Genomic DNA, 17494 nt, shown 5'->3' on the forward strand with positions numbered 1-17494 from the left:
TTTCGCTGCAAACAAGTTGCATAACACGCTAAATTAATGGATATTTGCAAACTTACAGTATTGAAGAGAATTATGTCAAATTTAGTCAGAATAATCATTTGTAGTTTATTGGTAGTTGGAACAGTAGCATTGTTTTGGTTCGGTTTCTGGGGCTGGGGTATATTAGCAATTTTAATAACCATTTTAGCTTGGGTTACTGTTTTCTTTAATGAGAAAATGCTTGTTGCACAGTGGTTTTTGCGTAAAGAACGTATGGATAAAGCTGAAGTATGGTTAAGCAAAATCAACAATTACGAAAAGGAATTGATCAGTGCACAACATGGGTATTACCACATGTTACTTGGATTAATTGAATCTCAACGTGCTCCATTGCAATCTGAAAAATTCTTTAAAAAAGCCTTGTCTCTAGGCTTACATATGGATCACAATGTCGCATTAGCGAAATTAAGCTTAGCGGGCATTGCCATGGCTAGACGTAATAAAAGAGAAGCCGAGAAATTGTTAGCGGAAGCTAAAAAAGCCGATAAAAACAAATTATTGGAAGAGCAAATAAAAATGATGAAAACACAAATGGGTATGATGGATAAGCAGCAGTTTCGCTATTCCAGATAATACATTTAACCCTATTATAAAAAAAAGGTCTTTCTATTTCGATAGAAAGACCTTTTTTAATGGAGTATACCTAGCGTATTCCGCTGTTGATAGGTTATATACCTAATATCTTTTTATTAAAATCTTCATCAGTTCCTGTAGATACAAAATCATCAAAGGCTTTGTCAGTTACAGGGATAATATGGTTTTTAATAAATTCTGCTCCTTCAATTGCACCATCTAAGCTGTTCTTCAATGCACATTCCCATTCTAATACTGCCCAGCCTTCAAAGTCATAAGCTGCTAGTTTACTGAAGATTGATTTGAAGTCTACTTGACCATCGCCTAATGAACGGAATCTTCCAGCACGCTCTACCCAACCGGAATAACCACCATAAACGCCTTGTTTACCATTTGGATTGAATTCTGCATCCTTAACATGAAACATTTTAATGCGCTCATGGTAATGATCGATGTAACTTAAGTAATCCATACCTTGCAACAATAAATGCGAAGGGTCATATAATAAACAAGCTCTTGGATGTTGGTTACAAGCTTCTAAAAACCGCTCATAGCTAACACCATCATGTAGATCTTCACCTGGATGAATTTCATAACATAAGTCTACCCCATATTTATCAAATTCATTTAAGATAGGTGTCCATCGTTTCGCCAATTCCTGAAAGCCAGTTTCTACTAATCCAGCAGGTCTTTGAGGCCAAGGGTAAACCATGTGCCATAACAAGGATCCACTAAATGTTGCATGTGCTTTTAATCCTAAATTGGAAGAAGCTTTTGCCGCATATAACAATTGTTGGGTAGCCCATTCTGTTCTTGCCTTTGGATTCTGACGAACCTTTTCAGGAGCGAATCCATCAAATAACTGATCATATGCTGGATGAACAGCAATTAACTGACCTTGTAAATGAGTGGATAACTCGGTAATTTCTAAACCAATTTCTTTTAGTTTGCCACTGATTTCATCTGCATAGGTTTTTGATTCAGCAGCTAACTGCAAATCAAAATAAGAAGGATCGCTAGTCGGAACTTGCACCCCTTTGTAACCTATAGATTGAGCCCATCTTCCAATATTTTCTAGACTATTGTATGGGGCAGTATCTGAAATAAATTGGGCTAGAAAGATGCCCGGTCCTTTTAAAGTCTTCATAATTTTAACGTTTTCTAAATATAGTAAATTTTACTCATCATAAGGCTAGTAACAGCCTTTTAAAGCCAAATTATTACTTGTTTTTGTTGGTTTTTCTCCAAATAGATGTATTGGATTGCGTGCTTTCGCTTACCCTATAATAGCGCATTTAACATTTATTGGCATAGTCCTTGAAATACTTGGACAGGAATGATTATTTATTACACGTGTAACGATTACAATATGAAAAATTTAATGGTTTTTGCTTTTGTTCTTCTTGGATTAGCATCATGCAGTAAAGAAACAATAGATAGCATTGGAAAAGATTCGGCATTAAATATTATTCGTTCGAATAAGTGGTATGATGTCGTGAAAATAGAGAAAGTGGGCAATGATATTGTATTGAAAGATACAATCGTAGGTAATCAGGTAGGACACTATTTGGATTTCAATAAAGATGGTTTTGCGTATGTGTTTGATGGAGAAGGAGGAACGAAATCCATTAAATACGATATGCCAACCAGTAAATCCATGAACTTTGATGGGTCTTTGTATACTATAAAGGAGAATATTTTACAAACCTTATTGTCTTTTAGTATGGAAAACACCACAAATGGAAAGACAACAACCTATACTTTTAAGCGAAGATAAATGACAACTTAAATAGGAGAACTAGGGCTGAGTTGAAAAATTCAGCCCTTTTTAGTATTATACCTCTACAGTATAGCTATTTTAAAGGGATTTCAACAGGGATAAATTTGCCATCTTCCTCCAACGATTCGAAGATTAGTCGGACCAATTTTACGTTTTTTAATTCCTCTGTCAAGGGACTAATTCGTAAATAGATAGGTACAGGGACATCTTGCTTTAATAAGTAGTTGAGGTAATTTTGACGCTTAGACAAAGGCACTAACACCCGATCCATTTGTACACTAGTAACCATATGTGCGCTATCCTGGCTGTCGATGATTTGGATACCAAAAACATTTAATCGAAAGTCTCTAGGGTTTTTCTCATAAGAAATGGCAAATAGATCGATTTTCAAGGTGTCTTTTGCGAGACTAACTGCCTTTAAATCAAATTGGATTTCATCTACAACCAGGGGTATACGTTCACGTTCACTTTCACTTTGCGCTAGCGCAAAGTTACTTAGCAAGTAGACGATAGAAATACTCAAAAAACTAATTAAATTCTTCATGATTATATGCTTAGCGAAGTCTATCGGCAGATTTAATTAGCTTTTCGTCGTTTCGAATTCCTTTAATAGCAAAAGCTAAAAATAAAATAGATATTGGCAGGATGAAGTACCCTACACCAATATTGCTTGCTTTGATGTCTTGCGCATTCAAATCCCATATATTACTTGCAGAAACCCACATCCAAATCGCATAAATACACAATAAAATCACCTGTACAAAGATCAGTTTAAGTTGAAGTTTTCTATTTCTAAACTGAAAAATGATATATAAAGGAAATAATATCAGCACGATGATTCCAATCAATAAAAAGAGAAAACTACTTTCTTTGGTCTCTATGCCGTTTACCGTTGAAAAAACACCAGAAACAAATACATTCTTACCTGTTCCTGCAGGATTCGTAAAATTCAAATAGGGGAATAAGAATAAACCCAATAAAATAGTACTCGAAAGGAATAACCAAATGGATTGAATGCGTTGTAACATAGTATTAAATTATTTAGATAACACAAATATAATAGAAACAAGTCAAAAACTTGCTGGTTTCTCCCATTCAAATCATTGCCATCCGATATTCATAGCCTAAGTATTCCAGATCAATTGTCATTGAATCCTCCTTTACTATTAGAATGCTACTATCTTTCGCTGAAATCTTTACATTTGCAAAGTGATTGAACATACTACCCGATACTTTTTAGAAATTGCTTATGATGGGACTGCTTATCATGGCTGGCAAGTGCAAGAAAATGCCGTATCTGTTCAGCAAAAGTTGAACGAAGCATTGGCAATCTTACTCAGGCATGGGGTAGAAACGACCGGAGCAGGGCGTACCGATACCGGTGTACATGCAACTCAACTGTATGTTCATTTTGAGTCTACAGCGCCTATATTAGCGCATCCTGACCGATTCCTACATTCCTTAAATGCTTTATTACCTTTTGATATCGCCGGTAAAGCGATCGTTCCTGTAGCAACAAATGCACATGCTCGATTTGATGCCACTCTGCGTAGTTATGAATACCATGTGCATTTCGAAAAGAATCCGTTTTTACATCAATATTCATGGTTTTTAAGAGATTACCCAGTTGTGGAGCGTATGAATGAAGCCGCAACTTATTTGTTAGGGAAGAACGATTTTTCATGTTTTAGTAAATCTAATACCCAGGTTTTTACAAATATTTGCGATATTAAACGTGCCGAATGGATTGAACAAGATGGTAAGTTGGTGTTCCATATTTCTGCCGATCGATTTTTGCGCAATATGGTGAGAGCCATTGTAGGAACACTGATGGAAATTGGATTAGGTAAAAAACCAGTAAGTTACATTGAAGAAGTAATTGCAAGTAAAGATCGAGGTAAAGCAGGAACTTCAGTACCTGCATGCGGCCTGTACCTCACGCAAATTTTTTATCCTTACATCGAAAAGAAATAATAGCTTGGAAAAGGAACCAATAACAGGAAGGGCATACGACAGTAAATTGTTAAGCAGACTGGCTAACTATATTAGTCCTTACAAGGGTATATTTTGGTTATCGGTCATTCTTACTATTTTATTAGCCGCAGTAGCTCCTGCATTACCATTGCTCATTGAGTACACCTTAGATCATTATATTTTATCGGCCTCTTCCGATGGTCTAAGCATGATGCTTATGCTCATGTTTGCCTTATTAATTCTGCAAACCGTTATTCGGTATTTTCATACCCTTACCACGAATACGTTGGGTCAGTCAGTGATCCGTGATATTCGTATCCAAGTTTTCAACCACATCACCAATTTAAGGCTTAAGTATTTTGACAATACACCTATAGGTCGTTTAATTACACGAACGATATCTGATTTAGAAACCATAGCGAATATCTTTTCCGAAGGATTGATTCAGATTATTGGCGATTTACTACAATTGCTGGTCATTTTGGCTGTTATGTTTTATACCGATTGGCGATTAACGCTGGTCGTATTAATTCCCATGCCACTCATGATTGCTGCGACATATGTCTTTAAAGAGGCTATGAAATCTGCGTTTCAAAGTGTACGATTATGGGTTTCTAATTTAAATACCTTCCTGCAAGAACATATCACAGGGATGAGTATTATCCAATATTTTTCAAGAGAGCAACAGGAGATCGCCAAATTTAAGGCGATTAATGCAGAACATCGGAATGCTAATATTCGAGCAAATTGGTATTTCTCCATTTTCTTTCCTGTATTAGAAATTATTATCGCCATTGCCACAGGTTTATTAGTTTGGTATGGCGCTAAACAAATATTGGCAGATGTTATTTCTCCAGGGGTGGTTGTTGCCTTCCTCATGTATATCAACATGATCTTTCGACCAATACGGGAGCTTATCGATAAGTTTAATACCCTTCAAATGGGGATGGTATCTGCAGAGCGAATCTTTGATGTGCTAGATACGAAAGAATTCACCGCCAATGAAGGAACCTTAGCGCCTGAGCATATTCGTGGAGAGATTATTTTTAAAAATGTATGGTTTGCCTACAATGATGAGAATTGGGTATTAAGGGATGTTAGTTTTCATGTTAAACCCGGTGAAACACTCGCATTAGTTGGCGCTACTGGGGCTGGGAAATCCTCTGTTATCAATATATTAAGTCGTTTCTATGAGATTCAAAAAGGAGAAATTTTACTGGACGGAATGGATATTCGATCATACGAACTTTCCTATTTAAGAAGAAATATATCTACTGTGCTGCAGGATGTATTCTTGTTCTCCGATTCTGTGATTAATAATATCACCTTAAACAATCCTGAAATAGCCATGGAGACAGTGATTGATGCCGCTAAAAAAGTCGGAGCTTATGATTTTATTATGCGTTTACCGGGCGACTTTAACTATCAAGTTCAAGAGCGAGGCGCCACACTTTCTGCAGGTCAAGGACAATTAATCTCTTTTATTAGGGCTTTAGTCAATAATCCTAAGATATTAATTTTGGATGAAGCGACCTCGTCAATAGATACTGAAACTGAGCTATTGATTCAGCATGCTATTGAGAATTTGATGGATAATCGCACTTCCATAGTTATTGCGCATCGACTTTCCACCATTCAAAAAGCTGACAAAATAATAGTTTTGGATAAGGGTGAGATTAAGGAAATCGGATCACATCATCAATTGTTGGAAATGGATGGTTATTACCGTAAATTATACGACTTACAATTTAATTCTGCCGGAATATAATCCGGAAGGTTTATTCCTAATAGCCTAATAGGCTAAAAAACCATCGAATGTTTGAATTCGATGGTTTTTTTTGATTATGTGTTTTTACCTAAGCCTTATTTGGAAAACCTTAGAATTTATAGCTTAACGTTGTCGTAAAACTTCGAGGAGGAATCGGATTTACGCTATAATTTTCATGAATATAATAGTTGAATACATTGCCTATGTTGCTAAGCTTACCTAAAATACTCCAGTTTTTAAATCGATAGCCTGCAGAGATGTCCACAGTTGTAAAAGGGTCCACGGAAATGAGTCGATTGATACCTTCAGCGATATTTACTTTGCTGTTATTCCAACCGGCATTCCGTTTACCGGTATAAAATGTCGATACTCCCAATTTTAATCCCGCTAGTTTTCCCGATTGTAAGGTGTAGAATAAGGTGCCATTGGCCGTATGTGCGGTGGTTCCAACTAATCGAATATCTTCAATAGAACCAGTAGAACTGGTTTCCAAGTATCGCATGAAATTATAACTATAGCCTGCCAATAAGTTTAAGCCTTTGGCTAATTCACCTGTGATATCCAGCTCAACACCGTCGGATGCTGTTTTACCAGAGAATTCCTTCATGTTCGGATCAGCTATTTTACCATCTTCTCCTACGATTGATTGCGCAAATCGATTATTTTGAATTCGATATACCGTGATGTTGCTCGATAATCGACCTTGGAAAAAATCATTCTTTATTCCAGCCTCATATTGGTCTATACTTGATGGACTCATAGGGACATATGCTTTGTCATAACCCGAGTTTGAGGTGAAATTGTTCGCATATGTTACGTAAATACTGGTCCTTTCTAGCGGTTGATAGATCAACGCTATTTTTGGTGACCAAGCTTTATCTATTTTATCGCCCATATCTACTTTATCCTTGCCTGGATTCTCCGTTACTTTGCTTGTTTGTGTCGCATAGTCAAATACATTAGAACGGTTGGTATTGAAATAGGTATAGCGTAGGCCTGCTAAAACTTTGAATTGCTTCGTTAGTGAAATTAAATCTTGAATGAATACGCCATAGCGTTGTACATTGGTGGATGTTCTAGTTTTGTAAGTGCTGGTGGGCATATCAGACCGGAGTGTTCCATCATAAGGATTAAATACATTGATTTTATCATAGGCCGTCGAAGGTTCCTTGCTGTCAGCATTTGCGAAGATGTTAAACGCATAATTTTTAACATGGGATTGATCCGCATCTGCTCCTATCAATACTTGGTGCTCGATTTGGCCTGTTCGCATTTGACCGGTAATATTTACTTGTTGATTTAACGTTCTTTCCGCTTGTTCCGTTTTATTTAAGGTTCTGTTGGCTATTCCTAGGGCATCTGCGGCAATTCGTTCAGATCCATAATAATCGCGATCATATTGCTGAAGATTGGCAATCACTTGAAGATTCCAATTCTCCGCAAATTTCAACTGGTAATCTGCTTGAGTATTCTTGGAATTTGTGTTATTAATAGCCCATAATGTATTAATAAATGCTCCTCGACCGACTTCTTGGTTCAATTTACCATCGACAGTACCTATACCAAAATCGGGAGTGTAATTGCTCTTTAAGTAATCGAACATGATGTTCAAGGAGGAACGGTCTGAAATCTGGTAAAGAATAGAAGGGTTCACATATATCCGTTTACTTTCTACATAATCTCGGTAGCTATCGCTAGTTTCCCCAGTGCCCACTAGTCTGAAAGCCAGTTTTTTACTGATTGGACCATATACATCCAATAAGGGTTTATATTGGTTGTAGGATCCATAGCGCAAAGCAACTTCCGCACCATACGTAAATTTGGGCTTTTTGGTTATCATATTGACGACCGCACCGCCAGTAACTCCTCCATACAATAGTGCTGCACTACCTTTCAAGATTTGCACAGATTCTAAAGTACTCGCTTCTATGGAACCTCCATTGTTTGTTCGTGAACCATTTTTGAAAATATTATTGGAACCTAGGCTATATCCTCTAGAGAAAAAATTCTCGTTTGATCCACCACGATTGGATCCTAATGCGATTCCGTTCGCATTTTTTAAGGCATCACTTAATCTATTGATTTGCTGATCAGCAATAACTTCGCTATTAATCACTTGAACAGCCTGTGGTAAATCTCGATCCAGAATGCCAGATTTACTGATAGCTAATGATTTGTTATTAACAGAATTATACCCTAAAACAGCTACTTCCTGAATTTCTTGATGCCTATTCTTTAACCTGATGGCTGAAATCTCAGTGATCTTTCCAGCTTGTTTAATGCGTATATGTTGTTCTAAATAACCCATCGCTGAAATATCTAGGCTAAGCTCACCCGCTTGAGGGATGTAGAGTTCAAAATTTCCACTGAGATCTGTTTTTGTGGAAAGGCCATGCGCTTTAATCGTAATGTTCGCAAGTTCGGTTCCTTCTTGGTTTGTAACTTTTCCTTTCACTGTAGTCTGCGCTTGCGCAACAGATATAAGCGAGGAGGCGGTGAGTAGGAGGATTGTATTAAGTGGCTTCATGTTATTTGTACTAATTCTAAATAGCAAACAAAAGTAAGACCTATCTCATACTGAAAAAATAAAGAATCAGACAAAAACTTTAATAATCGGAAATTTATTTACAATTATTTTAAGTAAAGTAAATAAAGTTGATAGAAAATATTAGTACTCTACAGCTCTTTTCTCAGCTAGTATCCGAGCTAAAACAAAAAAGGTGTCTCTTTTTAAGAGACACCTTCCATTCTTCTATTTTACTAGAATCTTAATCAAATTTCCAACGTACGAATGCTTCAATTGCTTCGTAGTTTGCCAATCCTAAAAGATGGTATAGTGCAGCAGTTTCGCTAGTGCGATCTTCGGCACGTACCCAAAACTCTCTTGGATCATCTCCAGGGAATACAGGCAAATCTTTTTGAGATTGATGTTTGAATATGCCCAATCTTTTACGTTTAACCTCTTGAGGTGAAAGAGGGATCGCCATTTCAATTTCATGAATTGGATATTCGTGCCACGCTCCACGGTAAAGCCATAACCAACAATCCTTGGTCCACTCATCCGTTTCACGTAAACGGATTAACGCTTGTAAGATAATGTCAAAACATACTTTATGTGTACCATGTGGATCGGCGAAATCACCTGCAGCAAAAACTTGCTCAGGTTTTACCTGGCGAAGCAATTCCATGGTTTGAAGAATATCATCTTCAAAATTAATTTCTTTAGAAAACTTACCACGATCGTAAAAAGGTAAATCTTGGAAGTGAATATTTTCATCAGGCAATCCAACAAATCTCGCTCCAGCTATGGCTTCTCCTTTACGAATTAGGCCTTTAATGGTTCTGATAATTTCAGGATCTACTTGATTAGGTTGTTTAATTTTAAAGAACGCTCTAGCATCTTGATAGATGTTTCTGGTTACACCATTGTCATCATCTACAGCAACAGCAAAATCTTGAACAAACTCTAAATAACGTAATACATCATCATCCCATACGGCGGTGTTTCCGGATGTTTGATACGCAACATGTACATTGTGTCCTTGATCGGCCAAACGGATAAATGTTCCACCCATAGAAATCACATCATCATCCGGGTGTGGAGAAAACAAGATGACATTCTTACGTGCAGGTTCCGCACGCTCTGGTCTATTGGAATCATCTACGCCTGGTTTACCACCTGGCCAGCCTGTGATAGTGCGTTGAAGGTCATTAAAAATTCGGATATTGATGCTATAAGCAGGTCCTTGCTCTGTAATAAGTTGAGCCATACCGTTGTTATTATAATCATCATCCGTTAATTTTAAAATCGCTTTATCTAGATGTAAGGATAACCAAACTACGGCTTTTTTAACCAATTTTGATTCCCAAACCACATCATGTGCTAACCAAGGAAGGTTGAATCTCGTCAAAGAAGAGGCTGCATCTGAATCTAGAATAAACTCCACATTATCCGACATCTGTAAATAGGTCGCCGGAATATCCGAAGAAATTTCTCCCTCTACCGCTTTCTTAATAATTTCTGCCTTCTTCTCATTCCAAGCCATCAAGACGATTTCTTTAGCTTTGAAAATCGTACCAACACCCATTGTAATTGCTTTCGTAGGTACATTTTCCTTTCCTCCGAAATCGCGTGAAGCATCTCTACGAGTAAGGTCATCTAAGGTTACTAAGCGAGTTCCTGAGTTAGGTGCAGATCCAGGCTCGTTAAAGCCGATATGACCCGTACGGCCAATACCTAATAGTTGAATGTCTAATCCGCCTAAATTTGAAATCTTTTGTTCGTAGGCAATACAAAAGGATTGTACTTGATCAGGCGCAAGTGTTCCATCTGGAATATTGATGTTTTCTGTTGGAATATCAACATGACTAAACAAATGTTTGTTCATGAAGGCTACATAACTTTGTTCCGCTGTAGGGAGCATTGGGTAATACTCATCTAAGTTAAAGGTGACCACATTTTGGAAGCTTAATCCCTCTTCTTTGTGTAGTCGAACTAGTTCTTTGTAGACTTTTACTGGTGTAGCACCTGTAGCTAAACCAAGAACAGCTTTCTCGCCTCGTGCTTGCTTATTTTTTATGATAGCAGCAATGCGTTGAGCAACTTGGATAGACGCATCATTTTGAGATGGAAATACCGAAACAGGTACCTTCTCAAACCGTGTTTCCTCTAATAAATTTAATCTTGCCATTTAAATTCAAAAATACCTTAGTGAGTTTCAAATTTACTAATTTAAATGACCTACAAAGCACTTTTTCTAAGAAGTTTTTTAGATTTCTTCTATTTTATTATTCATTCCTGCCAATAACTTGCTTATCGATATCGTTCAATCGTTTGTTCTTAATACATTGACTATGAATTATATCCTAATTTATCATTTCAAATTAAAATTTTACAAAAATAATCCACTAAAACAGTAGGATATCTTTACATTTGAACGTAAAATTTGGAACCATGAAAAAGATACTTATACTGATTTTCGCTTTGCCGATTTTTTGTTTTGCGCAGTCAAAAGAGGAATTGCTGAAGCAAGTAAAAGATAATCCCAAAGAAGTAAGCACGCTGCGAATCATTCAAAAGATAGGTGGCTATGAACCGGATTATAAGGAATTGAATAATTTGTTTAAATCCTTGGATAAGAAAGTGAAAAAATCCAACGATGGTAAACTGTTTGAACGGTATTTGGAAGCTTTAAAAAACACTCAAATAGGGAAAAAAGCTCCAAGTATTACTCAATTGGACTTAAATGGCGAGCCCTATTCCTTGACAGATTTAAAAGGAAAATTTGTACTGATCGATTTTTGGGCTGCTTGGTGTCCTGATTGCCGTCGACAAAATCCTTCTTTGGTAAAGCTGTATTCCAAATTTAAAGATCAAAATTTTGAAATTTTAGGTGTTTCCTTTGACCGGGAATATGATAGTTGGGTGAAAGCGATAAAGGATGATCAATTAACGTGGAAACATGTTTCTGATTTACAGCATTGGAATAATGCTGCTGGACAAACCTATGGTGTTAAAGCCATTCCACAAAATATATTGGTAGATCCACAAGGAATTATCATTGGCCGTAACTTGCATGGAGATAAATTAGAGCAAAAACTTGCAGAGCTTTTGAAGTAATTAATGCTCGATAGCATAAAAAATCCCCTGATACTAACTTTATCAGGGGATTTTTTATGATTTTCATGGAATACTTAAGCGTTAATTAGATCCAAGATTATCAATTATCTTATTTTAGTTGATAAGCAATAACACTATTCGAACTGAAGGTAGGTACATAGAGTATTTTATCTTTGGCATTGTATCCTAGATCTGCGGTGTTCAAAGTGCCACGTACATCGAGTAATTCCTTAACAGTGCCATTGGCAGCGATGTAATAGATTAATCCACCCCAGCACGTTACGATGTAACCTCCGTCTAGCGTTGGCTCTAGCCCATCTCCTCCTAACGCTAATCCTTTAGCGATTACCGTTTTATTCTTTTTACTGTCAATTTTCCAAAGTTCTGGTCCAGCCATTGCATACAGATGATCTTTTATCACGCGTAATCCATTGACATTGGGTACATCACTCATAAATAAACTAGGCTTATGGTTTTGAAGTTGGAAAATCTTGCCCTCACGTGTATCAGAAACGTATACTATCCCACTTTTATCTACTGTCACATCATTCAAGAATACAGAACCTGGTACTTTAATTTGATTAATCACGTTTCCAGTAATGATATCGATCACAACAACCTCATTGATATCTGCTACATACAGTTGATCCCGGTATAAGGCCATTCCTTTAGGGGCATTTAAGCCTTGTATCCAGGTCGCATTTTTTAAACTACCGTCTAGATTCAAAAGGGCTATTCCCCCTTTTCCATCTATTGCCGAGCCATCACCATCGATTAAGGACACGAATAATTCCTTGCGTTCTGGAACATATAGTACCGATTCTGGTACAGGTAATTGTTCTTTTGATTCCCATAATTTACTTAAATTCTCTTGAGCAAAACTGGATAATGTACTTACTAGTAAGGTAATACTGAGGGATAATGCTTTCATAAGTTAATGCTTTTATTTTCACTAAGTTAATCATTTTCGAAGCAATAAATTGAAATTCAACCGCTTAATTTCATGAAAAAGTATTAATTTCAATAGTTTATAGATTATTTTTTATCCTTATCCACTTAAATTATGAAATCATTTCTAGATGATAATTTTCTGTTGCAAAGTGCTGTTGCTGAAGAATTATATCATGTGTATGCCAAAGACCTTCCCATTATTGATTACCACAATCATTTGCCTCCTGATCAGGTTGCAAATAATTATCAATTTAAGAATTTGACGGAAGTATGGTTGCAGGGAGATCATTATAAATGGAGAGCCATGAGGGCCAATGGTATTTCGGAACAGTTAATTACAGGAAATGCCTCCGATAAGGATAAATTTAAAGCCTGGGCAGCAACAGTGCCCTTTACCATGCGAAACCCACTTTACCATTGGACGCATTTGGAATTGCAGCGCTATTTTGGAATTCACGAATTACTGAATGAAAATAACGCTGAAAAAATTTATGCCGCATGTTCAGAACAGTTGCAAGATTCTCAATTTCAGGTGCAGGGCCTATTGAACCAGATGAAGGTGGAAGTGATTTGTACGACAGATGATCCTATTGATTCATTGGAGTACCATCAATCCTATGCAAAGAACTCCTCTTCTTTCCAGATGTTTCCCGCATTTCGTCCGGATAAGGCGATGAGTCCCGAAAATGCAACTGCTTTCAATGCGTATGTGGATAAACTCGCAGCAATCGTAGATCTAGATATTTCAAATTTTCAATCCTACATCGATGCCTTGAAATCCCGACATGATTTTTTTGCAGAAAAGGGTTGTTGTATATCGGATCATGGACTTTCCCATTTGTATGCGGAGGACTTTACAGAAGCAGAAGTTTCAACCATTTTTGATAAAATAAGAAATCAACAGGCAATAACGGAAACGGAAATAGCGAAATTTAAGTCTGCCATGTTGCAGTATTTTGCCGCTTGGGATCATGAGAAAGGCTGGGTGCAACAATTTCACGTTGGTGCTTTTAGGAATACCAATACCCGTTCCTTAGCCCTGCTTGGTCCCGATACTGGATTTGATAGTATTGGAGATTATAAACAAGGGGAGTCGTTGGTGAAGTTTTTAGATCGCATGGCTGGTCGGGATCAACTCACGAAGACGATTATTTATAACCTTAATCCAGCAGACAATGACCTTTTTGCAGCGATGATTGGTAATTTCAACGATGGTTCTGTCGCTGGGAAGATGCAATATGGTTCTGCATGGTGGTACCATGACCAAAAGGAGGGAATGACCAAGCAGATCAATACCCTCTCAAATATTGGTTTGATCAGTCGCTTTGTCGGTATGTTGACCGATTCAAGGAGCTTCCTTTCATTCCCTCGGCATGAATATTTTAGAAGAATTTTATGTAATATTTTCGCTGTGGATGTTAACAATGGAGAACTTCCACATGATTTGCCTTGGATCGGAAAACTGATTCAAGATATCTGTTATTACAATGCCAAATCTTACTTCCCATTTAAATAATGGAGTTAGGATTTGCTCATATTTAACCATTTAGGTACTGCTGGAGCTTCATATTGTTCCATTTTCTCTAGCAGAGACTCAATGGATTCTGCGATTAACACCATGTCTTGATTTTCTTTTTTCAGTAATCCTGCATCCACCATATGTTGGATAAGCGCGATCAAATGATTGTAAAAGCCATCCACATTGAGAATCCCTATGGGTTTTTTATGTAGACCCAGTTGAGCCCAGGTAATCATCTCAAAGAGTTCTTCTAAGGTTCCAAAGCCACCAGGTAATGCAATAACCCCATCGCTTAATAGGTTCATCATGGCTTTCCGTTCATGCATAGTTTCTACTTCAATGAGTTCCGTTATTTCCGTGTGTCCAATCTCCTTACTATTTAAAAACCGTGGGATGATACCAATCACGGTTCCACCATGTTCCATTACAGTATCTGCCACTACCCCCATTAAGCCTACTCGACCACCCCCATAAATTAATTGTATGCCCTGTTGAGCAAAGACCTGCCCTACTTTTTGTGTTTCTTGGATATAGGTATTTCCATGTCCTGAACTGGATGCACAAAACACCACAATTTTTTTCATTTTCATAGTTAAAATTAGAGAAACTAAATTAAAATGAATAGGAAGATAGGTTAAATAATTAATATGTTTTGAGCAAAGATCGTTTTCTAATGGTTTTCAGACTTCTGAAGCTAAGGTCTTGAAACAATGCTTAACTACAATAGAAAGGCCATAGGTTGGGGACCTATGACCTTAACTTAACTAAACATTGAAACAAATATTCTCTTAATTCGCTCGCTCGGATTCCTCATTTCCGGATTCCTTCTTACGAAATTGTTGTTTTAAATTTCCAAACTTGAAACTATAAGTCAACCGAATCGTTCGATTATCATTGTACTGATTAATGTTGGTGTTAAATACATGAAAATCTGTACTTACTCTATTTAAATTGGTGCGAAAAATATCTGTAGCAGCAAGTTTTAAAGAGCTGCGGTTGTCTTTAAAGTTATAGTTTACTCCTAGATCAATTCCCCAACTGGCATGGATCTTATACACATTGTATAGAAAAGGTGTATTGCCTTTAAAGATCAATTCTGAACTTAATTGTTTGCTCAGTTTAAAATTGTGGTTGCTGGTTCCCTGTACAAAGAAAGATCCTAAATCTGCTTGATAGCCGGCTATTGGCCCTTTAAAGTGCATGTAAATTCCTGTGACATTGTTGTTCATCGTCCATACTTTTCCAATTTGGTATGGAATATTCAGATTTAAATAACTAGTCATAGACTTGCCTAGGTTATCGCGCACAATCCAACCTTCATTGGTTATAGAATCCTGCCCCATACTTTCAACCATAGCATCGGTAGTGAGGTCTGTACCTAAGGTGATATTGAACATCTGCATCAAGGTATAATTTAACGTGATGCCATTCGTATATTCCGGTTTTAGGTAAGGATTTCCTTCTTGAAAAGTAAACTTATCAATGTAATACCGGAATGGGTTTAAATAACGGTAGTTTGGGCGACTTATTTTTCGGCTATAGGCTAGGTTGAACACATGGTTCTCACTGGCCAAATACGTAATGTTTGCCGAAGGGAACCAATCTAAATAGTTCCGTTTCACCTGGTTATTTTTGCTGATGGAATTCCCATCTGAAAAAGTGTATTCTGCACGAACTCCTGCTTTTAGCGACCATTTACCATACGTAATGCTATAATCGGCATAGGCAGCAGCGATTTGCTCCGTGTAAATAAAATGATTGGAGCGACTGCTAAAATCAACCCAATTGCCACTTGAATTCAAGGAATCAAATTGTAAATTGTTGTCAGATTTTACATTGCTATATTTAAGCCCTGTTTCTAATTTACCTTTCTTTAATTGTTGTTGCCAATCTAATTTCGCCACGTAGATAGCTATGCCTACAGGCATAATATTGCGTTCGCGTTCTTCCGGATAAAATAATCCCCCAGTTAGATTTTCTGTTCTGTACCTATAATTAGCTTCATTGTTGGTTTTAAACTTACTCCAATCCAAATCTAAAATAAGTTTACTGCCTACCGTATCTAACAAGAGCTCATTGTTGAAATTGGTTGAATAGCGATTGAAACGGACCTGGCTTAAGGTGTTGGATAATAAAATGGTGTCTGCTTCACCTATGCGCGGACCAATATTCGACTGACTGCGATTATTTCCATCTTCAATACTGTTATTACCTGTAAATTGTAACAACATGGTGTTTTTAGCCGATGTTTTTTGTTCTATACCAAATCGGTAATTATGATTTTTTTCATGCTCAATTAAATAAGCATCCTGATCGAACACCGTGGTTTGATTTCCATTACTAATGGTTCTATCTAATAATAAATCAAATTGCTTTTTATTATTTGCATAGGAATATGAACCAAAAACAGTACTGTTATTTTTTTTGTAATTAAGGTTGAACGATGAATTTCCTTGAAGATGTTTACCGGAGCCGCCACTCGCTATAAAAGATCCATTGAAGCCTTCTAATTTGACTTTTTTCATAACGATGTTAATCGTTCCAACGGCACCTTCTGCATCGTCTTTTGCTGATCGGCTTGTGCTGACTTCGATACTTTTTATTTGGCTGCCGTCGGTTGTTTTTAGAAAATTACTCAACTGTTCTCCTGTCATGAATGTTTGTCTTCCGTCTATAGTAACATTTACTCCGGATCGACCCATCAATTGTAGGTTTTCATCTTTATCTACACTGACTCCTGGCGCCCTCTTGACAATTTCTAAAGCATTATTTCCAGCAGCAACGGTAGAGTTTTCTACATTTAATATGAGTTTACCATTTACATTTTGAACTAAAGGAACTTGGCCTGTCACTGTTACGGCTTCGATTTCTTGGCTTTTCGCACTTAAAATAAGATCAGGAACCTGCACCAGTTGATCGTCTAAATCAAAAGGATCCGATTGGATGTTGGCGTAACCAACAGAGCTTACTTGTATGTAATAATTTCCTTTTGGCGCTTTAAGGATGCTGTATTTTCCCTGCGTATCTGTAACAGCCGTTTTAATTAAAATATGACTAGATGAAGTCATTAAATAAACGGATGCACCGACTATTGGTTCTTGATTGGTGTTAACTACCTTTCCGGTTACATCTGCGTCTTGCGTACTTGCTATGGTTTTCACAACCATGCTAATCATGAAGATGACCATTAACGTTATTGTCCTTGTCATGTTGAGTATCTATTCTAATAATAATGTATATGTTCTGATGTTTACTTTAAGCGCCATCTAA

General features: G+C 37.1%; 14 protein-coding genes. 6 read left to right on the forward strand and 8 right to left on the reverse strand.

The window, feature by feature from the left end; genetic code table 11:
• Window positions 1–72 precede the first annotated feature (72 nt).
• Window positions 73–612: a DUF2892 domain-containing protein gene (locus ACFRAE_RS12400; RefSeq protein WP_422797479.1), complete on the forward strand. Its 540-nt coding sequence runs from the start codon at window positions 73–75 to the stop codon at window positions 610–612.
• 94 nt (window positions 613–706) lie between these two features.
• Here the strand turns inward: ACFRAE_RS12400 and ACFRAE_RS12405 are convergent, their stop codons facing one another.
• Complete coding sequence (locus ACFRAE_RS12405) at window positions 707–1759, reverse strand: sugar phosphate isomerase/epimerase family protein (protein ID WP_422797480.1); 1053 nt, start codon at window positions 1757–1759, stop codon at window positions 707–709.
• A gap of 222 nt (window positions 1760–1981) precedes the next feature.
• On the opposite strand from ACFRAE_RS12405, the gene ACFRAE_RS12410 reads away from it, so the two are divergent.
• Window positions 1982–2389, forward strand: a complete 408-nt coding sequence (locus tag ACFRAE_RS12410) for a hypothetical protein (protein ID WP_422797481.1) — start codon at window positions 1982–1984, stop codon at window positions 2387–2389.
• 76 nt (window positions 2390–2465) lie between these two features.
• Here the strand turns inward: ACFRAE_RS12410 and ACFRAE_RS12415 are convergent, their stop codons facing one another.
• Together ACFRAE_RS12415 and ACFRAE_RS12420 are read right to left on the reverse strand one after the other, a co-directional pair.
• Window positions 2466–2936 carry a hypothetical protein gene (locus tag ACFRAE_RS12415; protein ID WP_422797482.1) on the reverse strand — a complete coding sequence of 157 codons (471 nt, stop codon included), beginning with the start codon at window positions 2934–2936 and terminating at the stop codon, window positions 2466–2468.
• Between the two features lie 10 nt (window positions 2937–2946).
• Window positions 2947–3420 (reverse strand): DUF4293 domain-containing protein, encoded by a 474-nt coding sequence (locus ACFRAE_RS12420; RefSeq protein WP_422797483.1) that lies wholly within the window; start codon window positions 3418–3420, stop codon window positions 2947–2949.
• A 184-nt stretch (window positions 3421–3604) separates the two neighbouring features.
• Here ACFRAE_RS12420 and truA point away from each other — a divergent pair, with 184 nt between their 5' ends.
• Window positions 3605–4366: a tRNA pseudouridine(38-40) synthase TruA gene (gene truA / locus ACFRAE_RS12425; protein WP_422797530.1), complete on the forward strand. Its 762-nt coding sequence runs from the start codon at window positions 3605–3607 to the stop codon at window positions 4364–4366.
• A 4-nt stretch (window positions 4367–4370) separates the two neighbouring features.
• A complete protein-coding gene (locus tag ACFRAE_RS12430) occupies window positions 4371–6134 on the forward strand; it encodes an ABC transporter ATP-binding protein (protein ID WP_422797484.1) in 1764 nt (587 codons plus the stop codon).
• 109 nt (window positions 6135–6243) lie between these two features.
• On the opposite strand, the gene ACFRAE_RS12435 is transcribed toward ACFRAE_RS12430, so the two are convergent.
• Both ACFRAE_RS12435 and nagB read right to left on the reverse strand, forming a co-directional pair.
• Window positions 6244–8661, reverse strand: a complete 2418-nt coding sequence (locus ACFRAE_RS12435; RefSeq protein ID WP_422797485.1) for a TonB-dependent siderophore receptor — start codon at window positions 8659–8661, stop codon at window positions 6244–6246.
• A gap of 241 nt (window positions 8662–8902) precedes the next feature.
• Window positions 8903–10825: a glucosamine-6-phosphate deaminase gene (nagB, locus tag ACFRAE_RS12440; protein WP_422797486.1), complete on the reverse strand. Its 1923-nt coding sequence runs from the start codon at window positions 10823–10825 to the stop codon at window positions 8903–8905.
• A gap of 263 nt (window positions 10826–11088) precedes the next feature.
• Between nagB and ACFRAE_RS12445 the strand changes: the two genes are divergently transcribed.
• Complete coding sequence (locus ACFRAE_RS12445; RefSeq protein WP_422797487.1) at window positions 11089–11754, forward strand: peroxiredoxin family protein; 666 nt, start codon at window positions 11089–11091, stop codon at window positions 11752–11754.
• Between the two features lie 109 nt (window positions 11755–11863).
• Here ACFRAE_RS12445 and ACFRAE_RS12450 read toward each other — a convergent pair whose 3' ends face one another.
• On the reverse strand, window positions 11864–12685 hold the full coding sequence (locus tag ACFRAE_RS12450; protein ID WP_422797488.1) for an SMP-30/gluconolactonase/LRE family protein: 822 nt from the start codon (window positions 12683–12685) through the stop codon (window positions 11864–11866).
• 132 nt (window positions 12686–12817) lie between these two features.
• Between ACFRAE_RS12450 and uxaC the strand changes: the two genes are divergently transcribed.
• Window positions 12818–14221, forward strand: a complete 1404-nt coding sequence (gene uxaC, locus ACFRAE_RS12455) for a glucuronate isomerase (RefSeq protein ID WP_422797489.1) — start codon at window positions 12818–12820, stop codon at window positions 14219–14221.
• A 5-nt stretch (window positions 14222–14226) separates the two neighbouring features.
• Here uxaC and ACFRAE_RS12460 read toward each other — a convergent pair whose 3' ends face one another.
• Both ACFRAE_RS12460 and ACFRAE_RS12465 read right to left on the reverse strand, forming a co-directional pair.
• Window positions 14227–14814 carry a TIGR00730 family Rossman fold protein gene (locus ACFRAE_RS12460; RefSeq protein ID WP_422797490.1) on the reverse strand — a complete coding sequence of 196 codons (588 nt, stop codon included), beginning with the start codon at window positions 14812–14814 and terminating at the stop codon, window positions 14227–14229.
• Between the two features lie 198 nt (window positions 14815–15012).
• The gene (locus tag ACFRAE_RS12465; protein ID WP_422797491.1) at window positions 15013–17433 is read right to left on the reverse strand and encodes an outer membrane beta-barrel family protein; all 2421 of its coding nucleotides are present in this window, start codon (window positions 17431–17433) and stop codon (window positions 15013–15015) included.
• Window positions 17434–17494: the final 61 nt, after the last annotated feature.

This window comes from Sphingobacterium sp. HJSM2_6 (genome assembly GCF_049316305.1).
Lineage (GTDB): Bacteria > Bacteroidota > Bacteroidia > Sphingobacteriales > Sphingobacteriaceae > Sphingobacterium.

Excerpts from the sequence above, each read along its gene's own strand:
- ACFRAE_RS12435 (WP_422797485.1), bottom strand. The coding sequence starts at position 8,661 with ATGAAGCCACTTAATACAATCCTCCTACTCACCGCCTCCTCGCTTATA.
- ACFRAE_RS12420 (WP_422797483.1), bottom strand. The coding sequence starts at position 3,420 with ATGTTACAACGCATTCAATCCATTTGGTTATTCCTTTCGAGTACTATT.
- ACFRAE_RS12460 (WP_422797490.1), bottom strand. The coding sequence starts at position 14,814 with ATGAAAATGAAAAAAATTGTGGTGTTTTGTGCATCCAGTTCAGGACAT.
- nagB (WP_422797486.1), bottom strand. The coding sequence starts at position 10,825 with ATGGCAAGATTAAATTTATTAGAGGAAACACGGTTTGAGAAGGTACCT.
- ACFRAE_RS12400 (WP_422797479.1), top strand. The coding sequence starts at position 73 with ATGTCAAATTTAGTCAGAATAATCATTTGTAGTTTATTGGTAGTTGGA.
- ACFRAE_RS12405 (WP_422797480.1), bottom strand. The coding sequence starts at position 1,759 with ATGAAGACTTTAAAAGGACCGGGCATCTTTCTAGCCCAATTTATTTCA.
- ACFRAE_RS12450 (WP_422797488.1), bottom strand. The coding sequence starts at position 12,685 with ATGAAAGCATTATCCCTCAGTATTACCTTACTAGTAAGTACATTATCC.
- ACFRAE_RS12415 (WP_422797482.1), bottom strand. The coding sequence starts at position 2,936 with ATGAAGAATTTAATTAGTTTTTTGAGTATTTCTATCGTCTACTTGCTA.
- ACFRAE_RS12445 (WP_422797487.1), top strand. The coding sequence starts at position 11,089 with ATGAAAAAGATACTTATACTGATTTTCGCTTTGCCGATTTTTTGTTTT.
- ACFRAE_RS12410 (WP_422797481.1), top strand. The coding sequence starts at position 1,982 with ATGAAAAATTTAATGGTTTTTGCTTTTGTTCTTCTTGGATTAGCATCA.
- uxaC (WP_422797489.1), top strand. The coding sequence starts at position 12,818 with ATGAAATCATTTCTAGATGATAATTTTCTGTTGCAAAGTGCTGTTGCT.
- ACFRAE_RS12465 (WP_422797491.1), bottom strand. The coding sequence starts at position 17,433 with ATGACAAGGACAATAACGTTAATGGTCATCTTCATGATTAGCATGGTT.